Genomic DNA, 16,163 nt, shown 5'->3' on the forward strand with positions numbered 1-16,163 from the left:
GAATCGTCCGGTCAGACGCGAACGATACTCACTGCTCCCAGCCCTCGGGAAGCGGGAAGGCGTCACCGGGCTCGAGCTTCTGGTCCTTGATCACCTCGGAGACCGTGACCAGGTGGTAGCCCTTGTTCTTCAGGGTCTTGATGAGCGCCGGCATGCCGTCGACGGTCTGCTTGACCCAGTCGTGCATGAGGATGATGCCGTTCTGCTCGGCGACCGCCAGCGTCTGCTTCTGGATGGCCTTGACGTTCTTGGAGCTCCAGTCCTTCGAACCGGCCGTCCACAGGATGATCGGCATGCCGAACTCGGTGGCGATGTCCGAGACCTGCAGGTCGGTGAGGCCGTACGGCGGGCGCAGCAGCTTGGGCTCGACGCCCGCGGCCTTCTTCACCGCGTCCTGCGTCTTCTTGATCTCGTCGCGGATCTTCGCGCCGTCGCTCTTGGTGAAGTCGGGGTGGCTGTAGCTGTGGTTGCCCAGCTCGTGCCCCTCGGCGACCATGCGCTTGACGAACTGCGGGCGGGCCTTCACGTACTGGCCCTCAAGGAAGAACGTCGCCTTGGCGTCGTACTTCTTCAGCGTGTCGAGCAGCTTGCCCGCGTACTTTCCGGGCCCGTCGTCGAAGGTCAGCGCGAGGCACTTGACCTGGGAGCAGTTGACCGGCTTCTTCGCCTTCGCCGTCTTCTTGGCGGCAGTGGACTTGGCTCCCTGGGCGGGGGCGGGGGTCGCCTCGGCGATGGCCGGCGCCGGGGCGAGAGTTGCGCAAACAGCCGCGATTGCTAGAAGTGAACTCAATTGTCGGGACATGACTAGTGCTTCCAGATTGTTGGGTGTTGCGAGGGATCTCCCGACCGTAGCGGATCAGCTCTCGGCGGGTGAAGCGGCCCCGGGAACTCTCAGCAAACCCGAACCACCGATCCCGATGGTCACCGCCACGACGGCCGCGGCCACGGAGAAGCCGTACGCGGCGGAGGCGCCGTACGCCTCGGTGAGCCGCCCGCCCGCCCACGAGCCCGCCGACACGCCGAACCCGATGGCCGTCGAGATCCAGGCCATGCCCTCGGTGAGCAGCGACTGCGGCACCAGCCGCTCGGTGAGCGAGAAGCACGTGATGAGCGTGGGCGAGATGGCGAAACCGGCCAGAAAGAGGGCGCCGGCCATGATCCAGGGATGGCCGACGAACATGATCGGCACCAGGCCGATCGCGAACAGCGCCAGCGCCCTGACGAACCGGGCCCGCAGCGAGATCCGCCAGCGGCGCGAGCCGAACCACAGCCCCGACACCATCGAACCGCCGGCGAACGCCGCCAGCAGGAAGCCCGCCACGCCCTTGACCCCGTGCTCCTCGGCGAAGGCCACCGTGATCAGGTCGACCGAGCCGAAGATCGCGCCGAGCGCCAGCGCGACGGCCGCCAGCACGGTCACCCCGGGGATCAGGATCGGCGTCCCCGACCCCGACTTGAGCTCCTGCACGGGCGGCTGCGTGCCGCGCTGCGCGGCCAGCGCCAGGCAGCCGCCCAGCATGCACAGCATGGCCACGATCAGCCCCGCGTACGGGTTCACGGCGGTCGCGAGCACCGTGACCAGCGCGGGCCCGGTGACGAAGACCACCTCGTCGGCCACCGACTCGAACGCGAACGCGGTGTGCAGGCGCCCGGAACCGCCGTAGATGACCGACCAGCGGGCCCGCACCATCGAGCCGATCGACAGCGACGTGGCGCCCACGACCAGGCCGGACAGGTAGTAGGTCCAGTCGGGCAGCCCCCAGCCGGCGAAGATCATGAGCGCGGACAGCGCGAGCGCGTTCAGCACCGCGAACGGCGGGATCACCCGGCCCTGGCCGAACCGGTCGACCAGCCGCCCGGACAGGGGAGCGGCCACGGCGAAGGCGAGATTGGTCGTGGCGGCGACCGCGCCTGCCGTGGCGTACGACTGGGTGAGCGTGGAGATCAACAGGATGACGCCGATGCCGAGCATCGACATCGGCATCCGGCCGATGAGCCCGGCCAGGACGAACGCTTTGACCCCGGGCCTTTCGAACAATCCCCGGTAAGGCCCGACCACGCCGTTTCCCCCTTACTTGTGCAGGCTAACCATTGCGCACCGTATGTCCGGATGGCAAGTGATTTAGCGGCGGGGTGAGTTAACGTGTCCCGAGTGTCCGGTCTTCCCAGCTTCCGTGCGGTCATGCTCATGGTCGCCGCCGTGCTCGTGGTCACCGCCGCGGCCGCGGGCGTCGTGATCGTCCTGGATCAGGATCTGGTCGGCACCACCCGGGGGACCGCCCAGGAGCCCGTGCGCAGGCCCCGCCCCCAGCAGCAGGCGCAGACCCCGGCGCCCCGCCTCGACCAGATGGTGCCCACCGCCGAGCCGGTCAAGGACTTCGGCGAGGGCGGTCCCAGCGTCACCGTGACGCCGCCGCGGGTGCTCGCCGTCGCCGCCGGGACCGTGCCCAAGCAGACCAGGTTCCGGCTGGGCGAGCTGGCCCACGTGCAGAAGGTGATCGTGGTGGACGCCGGCGCCGTCAAGGTGTCGGGCACGCCGCTGAACCTGCTGGCCGTGAACCCCGCCGAGTTCCGCTCGTGGACCCCGCAGCCGGTCGCCGACCAGCCCGCCGTGTGGAGCGCGCTGACCAGGGGCGAGCTGGTGGCCGACGCGGCGGCGATGAGGAAGTACGGCATGATCCTCGGCGCCTACTACCAGGTGGACGGCGGCCCAAGGCTGCGCGTGGCCGCCTCGGCGAGCCTCGGCCTGCACGGCGTCGACGGGATCATCAGCGCCGACCTCGGCAGGTCGCTGGGGTTCGCCCAGGGCGTGGCCGTGCTGCTGCACGGCAAGGAGGGCAAGATCAGCCAGGCGGGCGTGAAGAAGCTGCTCGGCAAGGGCAGCCAGGTCGTCCTGCTCGACGCCGCCGCCCGTACGCCCAAACGACAGCAGCAGCGGCGGCAGCCCGCCGAGCAGCAGGTCACCGTCGGCCGCCCGCGCAGCTACCTGGAGCTGTACAAGGCCGCCGCCACCCGCTGCCCCGGCCTGTCATGGACGGTGCTCGCCGCCATCGGCCAGGTGGAGAGCGGGCACGGACGCAACAACGGGCCGTCCAGCGCGGGCGCGCTCGGGCCGATGCAGTTCATGCCCGCCACCTGGAAGCACTACGGCGTGGACGGCGACGGCGACGGCAAGAAGGACATCTGGAGCCCGTACGACGCCGTGCCCGCCGCCGCCGACTACCTGTGCGCCAACAAGGCGGGGCAGGGCGGCGAGCGGCTGCGCAAGGCGATCTGGTTCTACAACCACTCGTGGGACTACGTGAACAAGGTCCTGGCGATCGCCGACGCCTACGCCAAGGCGTATGCCTGACGCGCCACGCCTGACTCAGGAAGCCTGGGGACGCCTGCGCGGCGGCGGGCAGCAGGTCAGCGGGCAGGGCACCGGCTCCGGTTCCTCCATCAGCTCGCGCACCATCTGGACGAAGCGCGGGTGCGTGCCGGCCGTCGCCGCCCGCTCCATGGGCAGCTCCAGCTCGGCGGCCACCTGCCTGGCCTCGGTGTCGAGGTCGTAGACGACCTCCATGTGGTCGGAGACGAAGCCGATCGGCACCAGCACCACCGAGCGGGCGTCGGTCTTGCGCAGGTAGTCGCAGACGTCCGGCTCCAGCCACGGCACCTGCGGCGGGCCGCTGCGTGACTGCCACACCAGGTCCCACGGCTCGGTGCGGCCCAGTGCCTGGTTGACCAGCTCGGCGCTCCTGCGCAGCTGCGCCTCGTACAGGCCGCCTTCGGGGCCGGCGGTCTCGGCCATGGAGACGGGGATGCTGTGGGCGGTGAAGACCAGCCTGGCGTCGTCACGGCCGAGCCGCTCGAGCGCGGCCCTGGTGTGGTCGGCCATCGCCGCCACGAACCCGGGGTGGTCGCCGTAGTGGCGCATCTTGACCAGCTCGGGGCCGCCCTCGATGGAGATCCGCTTGATGTCCTCGTAGTACTGGCGGCAGCTCGAATAGCCGGCGAACGCCGACGTGGCGAACACCGCGGCCTTGCGCACGCCGTCGGCCTTCATCTGCCGCACGGTGTCCTCGCCGAACGGATGCCAGTTGCGGTTGCCCCAGTAGACCGGCACGTCCACGACCTGGCGCAGCGCCTCGACCAGGTCGCGGTTCTGCTGGTTGATCGGGCTGACCCCGCCGAAGCTCTGGTAGTGCTCGGCCACTTCGAGCAGGCGCTCGCGCGGCACGCCGCGGCCGCGCACGACGTTCTCCAGGAACGGCATCACGTCGTCGGGACCCTCGGGGCCGCCGAACGACAGGACCAGCAAGGCGTCGTAAATTCCCACGTGACAACACTATGCGGGTGTGTCGGCGGTCCCTGCCGCGAGGTAGGTTCGGACGGGTGAGCGCATTCAACGACATACGCGACTATGTGGCCATCCCCCGAGTTCTCTCGCTCAAGCTCTCGCCCGACGGGTCGCGGCTGGTCTCCACCGTCCAGTCCCTGAACCCCGACGGCAAGTCGTTCGGCACCGCGCTCTGGGCGATCCCCGTGGACGGAGAGCCGTACCGGCTGACCCGGTCGGCCAAGGGCGAGTCGGCCGCCGTCTTCACCACGGGCGGAGACGTGCTGTTCACCTCCGCCCGCCCCGACCCCACCGAGAAGGACTCCACCGACGAGGTGCCCGCCCTGTGGCTGCTGCCCCGCGCCGGCGGCGAGGCCCGTCAGGTGGCGAGCAGGGCCGGCGGCATCAGCGCCGTGCGCACCGCGGGCGACGTGGTCGTCTTCGTCTCCGACGTGCTCGACGGTGAGGAGTCGGCCGACGCCGGCAAGCGCAAGGCCCGCAAGGACGCCGGGATCAGCGCCATCCTGCACGAGAAGTACCCGGTCCGTTACTGGGACCACGACCTCGGCCCCGGCCGGCCCCGGCTGTTCGCCGGCCGGCTCGGCGCCGACCGTCTCGAAGACGTCCGCGACCTGACCCCCGACGCGGGCGACGCGCTGCGCCAGGGCGACTTCGAGCTGACCCCCGACGGCGCCTCCGTCGTCGCGACCTGGCGGCTCTACCTGCCCAAGGGCGAGTCGCGTACGGAGCTGGTGGTCATCAACGTGGCCACCGGCGAGCGCCGCGTGCTGCTCAGCGACGACGACGCCGACTTCCAGGGCCCGCTCGCCGTCTCGCCCGACGGCACCAAGGTCGCCTGCACCCGCGACCGCAAGACCGGCTACGACGTCTCGGCGCGCTCCGAGCTGTGGATCGCCGACCTCACCACCGGGCAGGGCCGCGCGTACGCCCCCGACCTGTTCCCCATGGACGTCGCCTGGGCCCCCGACTCGTCGGCCGTCTACCTCGTCGCCGACCACCAGGGCCGCCGCCCCGTCTTCCGCGTGCCGCTCGACGGCGAGGTCACCAGGCTCACCGGCGACGACGCCGCGTACCTGCACGTCAACCCGTCGCCCGACGGGCGCTTCGTCTACGCCCTGCACAGCGGCATCGCGCTCGCCCCAGGCCCGGCCAGGATCGACGCCGCCACCGGCGAGGTCGCCGACCTGCCCTCGCCCGCGCCGCGCCCCGAGGTGCCCGGCACGCTCACCGAGGTCACCGCCACCGCCGACGACGGCGCGACCATCCGCGGCTGGCTCGCCCTGCCCGAGTCCGCTTCCGCCGCCGACCCGGCCCCGCTCGTGGTGTTCATCCACGGCGGCCCGCTCGGCTCCTGGAACGACTGGCAGTGGCGCTGGCAGGCGTGGATCCTCGCCCAGCAGGGCTACGCCGTCCTCCTGCCCGACCCCTGCATGTCCACCGGCTACGGCCAGGCGATGATCGACAGGGGCTGGGGCAACTGGGGCCCGCGCACCCAGGCCGACCTCGACGCGATCGTGGACGCCGCCATCGCCAGGGACGACATCGACGCCGAGCGCACCGCCGCGATGGGCGGCTCGTACGGCGGCTACATGGCCAACTGGCTCGCCGGTCACACCGACCGCTACAAGGCCATCGTCACCCACGCCTCGCTGTGGAACCTCGACCAGTTCTCCGGCACCACCGACTTCGCCACGTACTGGCGGCGGGAGTTCGGCGATCCCGGCGGCGAGCGCTACCAGCTGCTGTCGCCGCACAACTCGCTCGACCGCATCACCACCCCGATGCTCGTCATCCACGGCGACAAGGACTACCGGGTGCCGATCGGCGAGGCGCTGCGGCTGTGGTGGGACCTTTGCCGCACCGAGGTGGACGCGAAGTTCCTGTACTTCCCCGACGAGAACCACTGGATTCTCAAGCCGGGCAACATCGTCGCCTGGTACGAGACCGTGCTCGCCTTCCTCGGCCACCACGTGCTCGGCCAGGAGTGGAAGCGACCGGAGTCGGTGGCCTGATGACGGACTTCCTGAGGCTCGCCGAGGAGATCGCCCGCGAGGCCGGCGAGATGCTGCTCGCCAAGCGGCCCACGATGTCCCGCGAGATCGAGACCAAGTCAAGCCCCACCGACGTGGTCACCGCCCTGGACAAGGCGTCGGAGGCGCTCATCCGCGAGCGCATCACGGCCGCGCGGCCCGGCGACCGCATCCTCGGCGAGGAGCAGGGGGAGGCGCCCGGCGAGTCCGACGTGCGCTGGATCGTCGACCCGATCGACGGCACCGTCAACTTCCTGTACGGCCTGCCCGACTGGGCGGTGTCGATCGCCGTCGAGGTGGCGGGCGAGGTCGTGGCCGGCGTGGTGAACGTGCCGGCGCGCGGCGAGGTCTACACCGCCGCGCGCGGCGAGGGCGCCTGGCTCGGCGGTGAGCGGCTGCACTGCAACACCGGGGTGCCGCTGCCGCAGGCGCTGATCGGCACCGGCTTCGGCTACGCCAAGGCCCGCCGCGAGGTGCAGGGCGAGGTGGTGGCCAAGGTGCTGCCGCGCGTCCGCGACATCCGGCGCGGCGGCTCGTGCGCCATCGACATCTGCTCGGTGGCCGCGGGCCGGCTGGACGGCTACTACGAGCGCGGCGTCAACAAGTGGGACTTCGCGGCCGCCGCTCTCGTGGCGACCGAGTCGGGCGCCCGGATCGGCGGGCTGCACGGCAGGCCGATCGGCCCGGAGTTCGCGCTGTGCGCCGCTCCCGGCCTGTTCGAGGAGCTGCACGACCTGCTGGCGTCGCTGGACCCGCTGCGCGGCGCCTGAGCCGCGGGAGATGAGCGCCAAACGGCCGGGGCCACACGGCTCCGGCCGTTTCGCGTCGGCTAACGGGGCAGCGGGATGCCGTGATCGTCGGCCAGGCGCCGCAGGTCCTCGATCTCGGCGGTGAGGGTGTCGGCGAGGTAGTCGTCGCCGGCGCTGCGGGCCTCCCGCAGGTTCTTGTAAGCCTGGTCGAGGCGGTGTTCGATCGTGGTGGTGAACTCGCCCATCTCACCTACTCTCCGGGGGTCCGTTCCGTGCAAGGGCGAAGTATTGCCATCGTGGGCTGATGCCCGGGCAATGGGTGTCCCGCTGGCATACCCCAGGTCCTCGCCTTCTGAAACATGAATTTCACCAAGCTTCCGTAAGGCCGCCTCGCAGCGGCCCTGCGGCGCCCCTCGGCGTGGTCCGGAGCGGCCGGAACATGCCTTACCGTGCGCTTATCGAAGCTGTGGCCAGAATGAGTGACCGGAATGGGAGAGAGGTGTACCGAGCGTGCGCGTGCTGGTGGTTGAGGACGAGAAGGTGCTGGCCGACGCGATCGCGACGGGGTTGCGGCGCGAGGCCATGGCGGTCGACGTCGCCTACGACGGCGGCGGGGCGTTGGAGCGTACCTCCTACATCGACTACGACGTGATCGTGCTGGATCGCGACCTGCCGGTCGTGCACGGTGACGAGGTGTGCCGCAGGCTGGTGGAGCAGCGCACGGCCTCGCGCATTCTCATGCTGACCGCTTCGGGCGACGTGGACGACAAGGTGGAGGGCCTCGGCCTGGGCGCCGACGACTACCTGGCCAAGCCGTTCGTGTTCATCGAGCTGGTGGCCAGGGTGCGCGCGCTCGGCCGCCGCTCCGCCCCCGCGCTGCCGCCCGTGCTTGAGCGCGCCGGCATCCGGCTCGACCCCGGCAAGCGGCTGGTGGAGCGCGACGGCAGGGAGGTCGTGCTCACCAAGAAGGAGTTCGCGGTGCTCGAAGAGCTGATGCGGGCCGAGGGCGCCGTGGTCAGCCAGGAGGACCTGCTGGACAAGGCATGGGACGAGAACATCGATCCCTTCACGAACGTGGTCCGGGTGACCATGATGACGCTGCGTAAAAAGCTGGGCGAGCCGCAGGTGATCGAGACCGTACCCGGGGTTGGGTACAAGTTGTGACGGACAGGCCAGAGCGTGAAGCGGGTCCGACGCACCCCATGATCAGCCCGCATTCCGAGCGAAAGGCGACGCGCGTACAGGAGACGCCGCCGCCACCGACGGGTCCGCCGGTGTGGGACGGCCCCCCTCCGCCCGCGCAGGCGCTCCACCAACGCTCCACCATGGAACGTGTGAAGGAGCTTCCCGGCAAGGTCAGCATCCGGTGGCGCCTGACCCTCACCTATGGCGCCCTGGTGTTCGCCGCCGCCGTGGCGCTGCTGCTGTCGATGTACGCCATCATCGGCAACGCCATCAGTGAAGCCTGGCCGACCATCGACCTCGGGCTGGACCCCTTCTCCGACGCGCGGCTGCAGCAGCGCTGGCAGCAGTTCCAGCAGATGGCCATCGACAAGGCCCGCGACGCGCTGCTGTACAGCTCCGTCATGGCGCTGGCGGGCGTGGGCATCCTCGCGCTCATCATCGGCTACTTCGTGGCCGACCGCACGCTGAAGCCCGTCGCGCAGATGACCGCGACGGCGCGGAAGCTGTCGGAGAGCACGCTGGCCCACCAGCGCATCGCGCTCGAAGGCCCCAACGACGAGCTGAAGGAGCTGGCCGACACCTTCGACGCCATGCTGACCCGGCTCAACGTCGCCTTCGACACCCAGCGAAGATTCGTGGCCAACGCCTCACACGAATTGCGCACGCCGCTCACCATCAACAGGACGGTCCTGGAGATCGCGCTTTCCGATCCGCAGGCGTCCGAGGATCTCAAAGCGCTCGGCCGTACCCTCCTTGAGGTCAACGCGCGTAACGAGAAGCTCATCGAGGGGCTGCTGCTGCTCGCCAGGAGCGAACGCGAACTCGCGGTGCGCAAACCGCTGGACGTCAAGGAGGTCGCTCAGTCGGCGGTCGAACAGGTCACGCCGTTCGCCGAGGAACACGGTGTGAGCGTGGTCACCGATCTGGTCAGCGCGCCTACCGTGGGCGATCCCGTGCTCCTGGAGCGGTCGGTGAGCAACCTGCTCGAGAACGCGGTGAAGTACAACATTCCCGAAAGCGGAAAAGTCTGGATCCGTACGGGAATGGTGGACGGGGCCTTGGTTGTTCAGGTGGCCAACACGGGGCAGCACGTCCCCGCGTACGAGGTGAACAGCCTGTTCGAGCCGTTCAGGAGGCTCCATGCGGATCGGGTGGATTCGGCCAAGGGCGCCGGTCTCGGGTTGTCCATCGTGCGCGCGGTCGTGCAGGCCCACGGCGGGAATGTCTCCGCCGTGCCGCGCGATGGCGGAGGGCTTGTGGTGACCATTCGGCTACCGGCGCGCTGACGCGGAGGCGTTCCTGGCGCGTTCGTCCGCGTGTTGTCGCAAGGGGGCGTCTCGTTCTCGCCGCACATGTGGTTGGATGTGCCGTCGAACACGGTGGTGCATGACGCCAAGGCTGTGGGTTTCGCCATATTTGGCTAACCATTGCCGACGGCAGCAGGCCCTGACGTGTTGGGAGGTTCGTCGTCCGTTTCCTCGGGGTACCGATGGGAAATCTCCCCGACGGAACGGGCACAAGATGGGCTTCCCGGACGTTAGAAGACGCGCGATGAGCGCGAAGACATATAGATGAGGGGGATGGAGTAAGCACAATGGCTACCGACTACGACAGCCCGCGCAAGACAGACGACGACCTGGGTGAAGACAGCCTCCAGGAGCTTCAGGCGCGGCGCACCGACAAGTCGTCCGGCAGCATCGACATCGATGAGACCGACCTGGCGGAGTCGCTCGAACTGCCCGGTGCCGACCTGTCGAACGAAGAGCTCTCCCTGCGGGTGATCCCCCGCCAGGCGGACGAGTTCACCTGCTCACGCTGCTTCCTGGTGCATCACCGCAGCCAGCTGGCCTCCGAGAAGAACGGCCAGCAGGTCTGCCGGGAGTGCGCCGCCTGACCACTGGAGCGACCGAGCTCCGGGTAAGGGGACAGAGGACCACGACAGCCCACGAACCCGAGCGATCGCGACATCAGTTACGGAGGCAACGCGTGGCCGAACCGGAGAAAGACCGCCAACCGGACGATGAGGTCGCCGGCCCCGACCGCGAGGTCGGCGAGCTCGTCGGCAGGCTCACCGCTCCGGGTGAGCTCGAGCCGGCCGAGCGGCGCAGGCTGCTCGGCCGACTCGCGCAGAGGCTGTCCGAAGGAGCGAAGCGGGCACGGGCGACCGGCGCCGGCCGCGGCCGCTGGCTTGCGGACGTCTTCCTCAACATCGCGCCGCGCATCCCGATCAGGGACCTGCACACCCTTTCCGAGCACCATCACGGCCTGACCGGCGAAGAGCTCGCCGACGACCTGGTGCGCACCGCCCAGAAGGCCACGATGACGGTAGGCGCCATCGGCGGAGCACTGGCCGCGGCCGAGTTCGCCGCGCCGCCCCTCCTGCTCTCCGCCCCCGCGCAGCTCGTCGCCGAGACCATCGTCGTCGCGGCCATCGAGGTCAAGCTGCTGGCCGAGTTGCACGAGGTCTACGGCGTCCACGTCCAGGGCTCGGGCGCCCAGCGCGCCATCGCCTTCACCGCCGCCTGGGCCAGGCAACGCGGCATCGACCCCCTCGCCCCCGCGTCCGTCTCCCTGGCGCTCGGTGCGGCCACCAAGACGGCCCTGCGCAATCGCCTCATGCGCACGCTCGGCCGCCATCTCAGCACGTTCGGGCCGTTCCTGACCGGCGCCATCGCCGGCGGGGCGCTCAACCGCATGGCCACGAAAAAGCTCGGCGAGGCCATCCGCGCCGATCTGCGCATCAAGGCCCCGCTGCCCGAGGCCCCCGCGCCGAAGCCGGTGCGCGGCGGGGCGCGCGGCGAGCTGGAGGGCTAGCCGGGCCCTCCCGGCCGTCAGGCCGGGTGCGGCCGCAGACCGTCGAAGGTCATGCTGAGCAGCGCGTCGGCCAGATCGTCCGCCGATGCGCCACGCCCCGGCCGGTACCACTCGGTGATCGAGTTGACGGTGCCGAACAGCAGCCGCGTCACCAGGCCGGGATCGACGTCGGCCCTGATGGCGCCCTCCGCCACCGCCTCGCCGACCAGCCCGCTGACGAACCGGTCGAACTCCCTGCGCCGCTCCAGCGCCGCCTGCTCGGTGCCGCTGTTGCCGCGCACCCGCAGCAGCAGCGTCACATACGGCAGCCGCTCCACAAGGATGCGCACGCTCTGCCTGACGACCCACTCAAGCCGGTCGATGGCCGAGCCCGACGCGGCGCGCTCGTCGGCCACCATCGCGAACAACCCGTCAAGCGCCCGGTCCAATGCCCTGGCGAGCAGCTCCTCCTTGCCCGGCACGTGGTAGTAGATGGCCGACTTGGTCACGCCGAGCGCCTTAGCGAGGTCCTCCATGCTGGTGCCGTCGTAGCCGCGCTCGTTGAAGACACCGACCGCGATCGACAGCACCGACTCGGGATCGAGGCCCCGCCCGCGCCTGCGCGCGGGCGGGCGAGCGGCCCCAGAGGCGGCACTGGAGGAAGCCTGAGAGGCGGTCTCAGGCACGGCGCTGGTCGATGACGCGTTTGAGCTTGCCCACCGAACGCTCCAGCGTCTCGGGGTCCACCACCTCGACCTCGACGCTCACGCCCACGGTCTCCTTGACGGCGGTGCGCAGCGCCTGCGCCGCCGCCTCGCGCCCCTCCACGAACCCGGGCCGCGCCTCGACCCTGACCGTCATCACGTCGAGCCGTCCGGGACGGGTGAGCCTGAGCTGGAAGTGCGGCGACAGGCCCTCGATCCCGAGCACGATCTCCTCGATCTGGGTGGGGAAGACGTTCACGCCGCGCAGGATGATCATGTCGTCGGTGCGGCCGGTCACCTTCTCCATGCGGCGGAACGCGGGCCGCGCGGTGCCGGGCAGCAACCGGGTCAGGTCGCGGGTGCGGTAGCGGATGACCGGCATGGCCTCCTTGGTGAGGGTGGTGAAGACCAGCTCGCCCTTCTCGCCCGGCTCCACCGGCTCGCCGGTGAACGGGTCGATGATCTCGGGGTAGAAGTGGTCCTCCCAGACGTGCAGCCCGTCCTTGGTCTCGACGCACTCGTTGGCCACGCCGGGGCCGATCACCTCCGACAGGCCGTAGACGTCCACCGCGTCCAGGTCGAAGGCGTCCTCGATCTCGGCGCGCATCTTCTCCGTCCACGGCTCCGCGCCGAAGATGCCGACCCGCAGCGACGTGGCGCGCGGGTCGAGGCCCTGGTTCGCGAACTCGTCGAGCAGGGCCAGCATGTACGACGGCGTCACCATGATGACGTCGGGCTTGAAGTCCTCGATGAGCCGCACCTGCCGCGGCGTCATGCCGCCGGAGACCGGCACCACCGTGCAGCCCAGCCGCTCGGCGCCGTAGTGGGCGCCGAGCCCGCCGGTGAACAGGCCGTAGCCGTAGGCCACGTGCACGATGTCGCCGGGCCTGCCGCCGGACGCGCGGATCGAACGGGCCATCACCTCGGCCCACACGTCCAGGTCGTGCTTGGTGTAGCCGACCACGGTGGCCCGTCCCGTGGTACCGCTGGAGGCGTGGATCCTCGCCACCTGCTCGCGGGGCACCGCGAACATGCCGAACGGGTAGCTCTGCCGCAGGTCCTCCTTCGTGGTGAAGGGGAACTTGGCCAGGTCGGAGAGCTCCTTGCAGTCGTTCGGGTGCACGCCCGCCTTGTCGAACTTCTCCCGGTAGAGGGGGACGTTGCGATAGGCGTGGTCGAGGGTGTGCCGCAGGCGCTCGAGCTGGAGCGCCATCAGCTCGTCGCGGGATACGCGCTCGATGGGGTCGAGCTCGTGGGGTGCGGGGGGTCGTCCCAGTCTCATTTCGACCGTCTCACTTCAGCTCCCGGCTCCGGCCGCGGAACTCCGCGACCACCTGACCGTCGGGCCTGCGCACGGTGACGTCGTAGATGCCGCTGCGGCCGTAGCGCGTGCGCTCCTCCGCCTCGGCGATCAGCACGTCGCCCGCGTGAGCCGGGGAGACGAAGGTGATCTCCGCCCCCGCCGCAACCGTGACCGGCCCATGACTGTTGCACGCGCACGCGAACGCGGTGTCGGCCAGCAGGAAGACGTAGCCGCCGTGGCAGATGCCGTGCCCGTTGACCATCTGCCCGGTCACCGTCATCCGGCACACCGCCCGGCCCTCGCCCAGCTCCTCCGGCACGATGCCCAGGGCGGCTGATGCGGTGTCGGCCTCCATCATGCGGCGCGCACTATCCACAACGGTCTCCCTTGTCAACTGACCGAATGTTCGGTAAACCAATCACCAGCGGAACACGCCTGTCAAGAGCCACCACGCGCACCGGGGACAGCCGGGGCGTGAGCGGGAAGAGACTCCTAGGAGCGTGCACGCCGCCCCGGACCGACCGGCCGGGAGCGGCAGTGCCTTGAGCGGGAGGAGACAGCGATGGCCAAGCCGTTCGCCTCGTCGGCGGACCTCGGCGAGAAGCGGCAGTCCCTGGAGATCCTGGCGGACGGCGTGTACGCGCTCACCGCCGAAGGCGACCCCAACGTCGGAGCCATCGAGGGCGAGGACTTCCTCGTCTGCTTCGAGGCCATGGCCACGCCGGTGGCCGCCCGCCGCTGGCTGACCCGGCTGCGCGAGCACACCGACAAGCCGATCAGGTACCTCGTGCTCTCCCACTACCACGCGGTCAGGGTGCTGGGCGCGTCCGCGTTCGGGGCCGATGTGATCGTCACGCACGAGAAGACCCACGAGCTGATCGCCGAGCGCGGCGAGCAGGACTGGGCCAGCGAGTACGCGAGGATGCCCCGCCTGTTCGAAGAGCCCGGCTCGATCCCCGGCCTGACCTGGCCGACGGCGACCTTCAGCGACCGCTTCACCATCGACCTGGGCGGCGGGCGCGGCGACCTGGTCCTGCAGTACTGCGGGCGCGGCCACACCGAGGGCGACCTGGTGGCCTGGCTGCCCGAGCAGCGCGTGCTGTTCGCCGGCGACCTGGTCGAGTCGCAGGCCGCCCTCTACACCGGCGACGCCTTCCACCGCGACTGGGCCTCCACGACGCTCGACCGGGTGGCCTCGTTCGGGGCCGAGACGCTGGTCGGCGGGAGGGGAGCGGTGGCGCGCGGCAAGGACGCCGTCGCGGCGGCCATCGGGCAGACCCGCGACTTCCTGACCGTCATGATGCGCGAGGTGAGCGCGGCCGGATCGGTGAAGGAGGCGTTCGAGCGCACGCACAAGGCGCTCGCACCCCGCTACGGCTCCTGGCCGATCTTCGAGCACTGCCTGCCGTTCAACGTCTCGCGGCTGTGGGACGAGCTGCACGGCGTCGAACGGCCCCGCATCTGGACCGCCGAGCGCGACCGGCAGGTCTGGGACGAACTCCAGTCATGACCGCCGAGCCGCAGGTCATCGTGATCGGCGCGGGGCCGGTCGGGCAGACCGCCGCGCTGCTGCTGGCCCGCTGGGGCGTTCAGGTGCTGGTGCTCGATCAGCGGCCGGAACGGGGGAGCGGCGGCTCGAAGTCGATCTGCCAGCAGCGCGACGTGCTCGACATCTGGGCCGCCGCGGGCGCCGGGCAGGTCGCCGAGGAGGGGCTGGCCTGGACCACCGCCCGCACCTACTACCGCGGCCGCGAGCTGTTCTCCTGGACGTTCGAGCGCGAGGGGCCGCTGCCGCCGTGCGTGAACATCTCCCAGACCCGCACCGAGCAGATCCTCGACGCCGCCATCGCCGCCCAGCCGCTCATCGAGGTGCGCTGGCAGCACGAGGTGACCGGGCTGACCCAGGACGCGACCGGCGTCACCGTCCACTGCGGGCAGCGGCGGCTGCGCGCGCCGTACGTGCTGGCCTGCGCGGGCGCGCGGGGCCAGGCGGTACGCGCGGCGCTCGGCGTGGAGTTCACCGGTGAGACGTTCGACGACCAGTTCCTGATCTGCGACATCAAGGCCGACCTGCCGGGCTGGGAGAACGAGCGCCGCTTCTACTTCGACCCGGTGTGGAACCCGGGGCGGCAGGTGCTCATCCACCCGTGTCCCGGGGGCACGTACCGGATCGACTGGCAGATCGCGCCCGACTTCGTCCCCACCGACGCCGACATCGCGCGAAAGATCCGGCAGATCATCGGCGACCGCCCCTACGAGCTGCTGTGGCACAGCACCTACCGCTTCCACTCGCGCCTGGCCTCCCGGATGCGGGTCGGCAGGGTGCTGCTGGCCGGCGACTGCGCGCACCTGGTGGCACCGTTCGGGGCGCGCGGGCTCAACTCCGGGGTGCCGGACGCCGAGAACGCCGCATGGAAGCTCGCCTTCGTGCTCAACGGCTGGGCGGGGGATGAGCTGCTGGAGTCGTACCACGTGGAGCGGCACGCCGCCGCGCGGGAGAACCTCGAGGTCACCGGCGCCACCATGCGCTTCCTGGTGCCGCGGACCGTGGAGGAGCGCATGCGGCGGCGGGCCGCGCTGGAGGGCGGGCGCGCGGAGGAGATCGACTCCGGCCGTTTCGCCGAGCCCTTCTGGTACGTCGACTCACCGCTGACCACGCCCGAGCCCTCACGCCCGTTCGCGGGCAGGCCGCCCAAAGGCAGGTCGTGCCCGCCGTCACCCGGCGTGATCCTGCCGGATATGGCGCTGCCGGGCGGCAGACTACGCGAGATCACCCGAGACGGATTTCTCGTGCTATTGGGTGATATGTGCAATTCGAGTTTGTTTGCGCAGGTCTTGGGCAAGGTCATTACGGCGCCGCTCGCCGTTCGCGGGCTCGCGGAGATCGATGGGACTGGCTCGCTCGCTGAGAGGCTCGGTGCCGGGCCGGATGAAGCATGGATCATCAGGCCCGACTCCCACATCGCCGCGATCCTCCCCCAGGCGGGCCCGGAGCAGGTAGCGGCCGCTGTTAGCCGCGCGCTCGGCGGCTTTCCTGACATATGACCCCATAGGAGG

The 16,163-nt window shown here is 70.3% G+C and carries 16 protein-coding genes; 9 read left to right on the top strand and 7 right to left on the bottom strand.

Features of this window, described 5'->3' with window-relative positions:
* Positions 1-28: 28 nt before the first annotated feature.
* A complete protein-coding gene (locus AB0K67_RS30550) occupies positions 29-802 on the bottom strand; it encodes a polysaccharide deacetylase family protein (protein WP_364067240.1) in 774 nt (257 codons plus the stop codon).
* Positions 803-856: 54 nt separating this feature from the next.
* A complete protein-coding gene (locus AB0K67_RS30555; protein ID WP_364067242.1) occupies positions 857-2,059 on the bottom strand; it encodes an MFS transporter in 1,203 nt (400 codons plus the stop codon).
* 93 nt (positions 2,060-2,152) lie between these two features.
* Here AB0K67_RS30555 and AB0K67_RS30560 point away from each other — a divergent pair, with 93 nt between their 5' ends.
* Positions 2,153-3,352 (top strand): lytic murein transglycosylase, encoded by a 1,200-nt coding sequence (locus tag AB0K67_RS30560; RefSeq protein ID WP_364067244.1) that lies wholly within the window; start codon positions 2,153-2,155, stop codon positions 3,350-3,352.
* Between the two features lie 15 nt (positions 3,353-3,367).
* Here the strand turns inward: AB0K67_RS30560 and AB0K67_RS30565 are convergent, their stop codons facing one another.
* Positions 3,368-4,321, bottom strand: coding sequence for a ferrochelatase (locus AB0K67_RS30565; RefSeq protein ID WP_364067246.1), 954 nt, complete (start codon positions 4,319-4,321; stop codon positions 3,368-3,370).
* An 11-nt stretch (positions 4,322-4,332) separates the two neighbouring features.
* Between AB0K67_RS30565 and AB0K67_RS30570 the strand changes: the two genes are divergently transcribed.
* Together AB0K67_RS30570 and AB0K67_RS30575 are read left to right on the top strand one after the other, a co-directional pair.
* Positions 4,333-6,354, top strand: coding sequence for a S9 family peptidase (locus tag AB0K67_RS30570; RefSeq protein ID WP_364067248.1), 2,022 nt, complete (start codon positions 4,333-4,335; stop codon positions 6,352-6,354).
* Positions 6,354-7,142, top strand: a complete 789-nt coding sequence (locus tag AB0K67_RS30575; RefSeq protein ID WP_364067250.1) for an inositol monophosphatase family protein — start codon at positions 6,354-6,356, stop codon at positions 7,140-7,142. The genes AB0K67_RS30570 and AB0K67_RS30575 overlap by 1 nt, the downstream gene beginning before the upstream one ends.
* 59 nt (positions 7,143-7,201) lie before the next feature.
* Here the strand turns inward: AB0K67_RS30575 and AB0K67_RS30580 are convergent, their stop codons facing one another.
* Positions 7,202-7,366: a hypothetical protein gene (locus AB0K67_RS30580; RefSeq protein WP_364067252.1), complete on the bottom strand. Its 165-nt coding sequence runs from the start codon at positions 7,364-7,366 to the stop codon at positions 7,202-7,204.
* Between the two features lie 265 nt (positions 7,367-7,631).
* Between AB0K67_RS30580 and AB0K67_RS30585 the strand changes: the two genes are divergently transcribed.
* The 4 genes from AB0K67_RS30585 (at position 7,632) to AB0K67_RS30600 (ending at position 11,120) form a co-directional block, all read left to right on the top strand.
* A complete protein-coding gene (locus AB0K67_RS30585; RefSeq protein WP_364067254.1) occupies positions 7,632-8,285 on the top strand; it encodes a response regulator transcription factor in 654 nt (217 codons plus the stop codon).
* Between the two features lie 161 nt (positions 8,286-8,446).
* Positions 8,447-9,592 (top strand): HAMP domain-containing sensor histidine kinase, encoded by a 1,146-nt coding sequence (locus AB0K67_RS30590; RefSeq protein WP_364067256.1) that lies wholly within the window; start codon positions 8,447-8,449, stop codon positions 9,590-9,592.
* Positions 9,593-9,900: 308 nt separating this feature from the next.
* Positions 9,901-10,200, top strand: a complete 300-nt coding sequence (locus AB0K67_RS30595; RefSeq protein WP_020542847.1) for a DUF4193 domain-containing protein — start codon at positions 9,901-9,903, stop codon at positions 10,198-10,200.
* Between the two features lie 92 nt (positions 10,201-10,292).
* Positions 10,293-11,120: a hypothetical protein gene (locus tag AB0K67_RS30600; protein WP_364067258.1), complete on the top strand. Its 828-nt coding sequence runs from the start codon at positions 10,293-10,295 to the stop codon at positions 11,118-11,120.
* Between the two features lie 17 nt (positions 11,121-11,137).
* Here the strand turns inward: AB0K67_RS30600 and AB0K67_RS30605 are convergent, their stop codons facing one another.
* The 3 genes from AB0K67_RS30605 to paaI form a co-directional block, all read right to left on the bottom strand.
* On the bottom strand, positions 11,138-11,689 hold the full coding sequence (locus AB0K67_RS30605) for a TetR/AcrR family transcriptional regulator (protein ID WP_364067260.1): 552 nt from the start codon (positions 11,687-11,689) through the stop codon (positions 11,138-11,140).
* An 88-nt stretch (positions 11,690-11,777) separates the two neighbouring features.
* Positions 11,778-13,085: a phenylacetate--CoA ligase PaaK gene (gene paaK, locus AB0K67_RS30610; RefSeq protein WP_364067262.1), complete on the bottom strand. Its 1,308-nt coding sequence runs from the start codon at positions 13,083-13,085 to the stop codon at positions 11,778-11,780.
* Positions 13,086-13,095: 10 nt separating this feature from the next.
* Positions 13,096-13,464 (bottom strand): hydroxyphenylacetyl-CoA thioesterase PaaI, encoded by a 369-nt coding sequence (gene paaI / locus AB0K67_RS30615; protein WP_364067684.1) that lies wholly within the window; start codon positions 13,462-13,464, stop codon positions 13,096-13,098.
* Positions 13,465-13,668: 204 nt separating this feature from the next.
* On the opposite strand from paaI, the gene AB0K67_RS30620 reads away from it, so the two are divergent.
* Positions 13,669-14,616: an MBL fold metallo-hydrolase gene (locus tag AB0K67_RS30620; RefSeq protein WP_364067264.1), complete on the top strand. Its 948-nt coding sequence runs from the start codon at positions 13,669-13,671 to the stop codon at positions 14,614-14,616.
* Positions 14,613-16,151, top strand: coding sequence for an FAD-dependent monooxygenase (locus tag AB0K67_RS30625; protein WP_364067266.1), 1,539 nt, complete (start codon positions 14,613-14,615; stop codon positions 16,149-16,151). Before AB0K67_RS30620 ends, AB0K67_RS30625 begins: the two co-directional genes overlap by 4 nt.
* Positions 16,152-16,163: the final 12 nt, after the last annotated feature.

Source organism: Nonomuraea sp. NPDC052634 (assembly GCF_040678535.1).
Classification (GTDB): Bacteria; Actinomycetota; Actinomycetes; order Streptosporangiales; family Streptosporangiaceae; genus Nonomuraea; species Nonomuraea fastidiosa.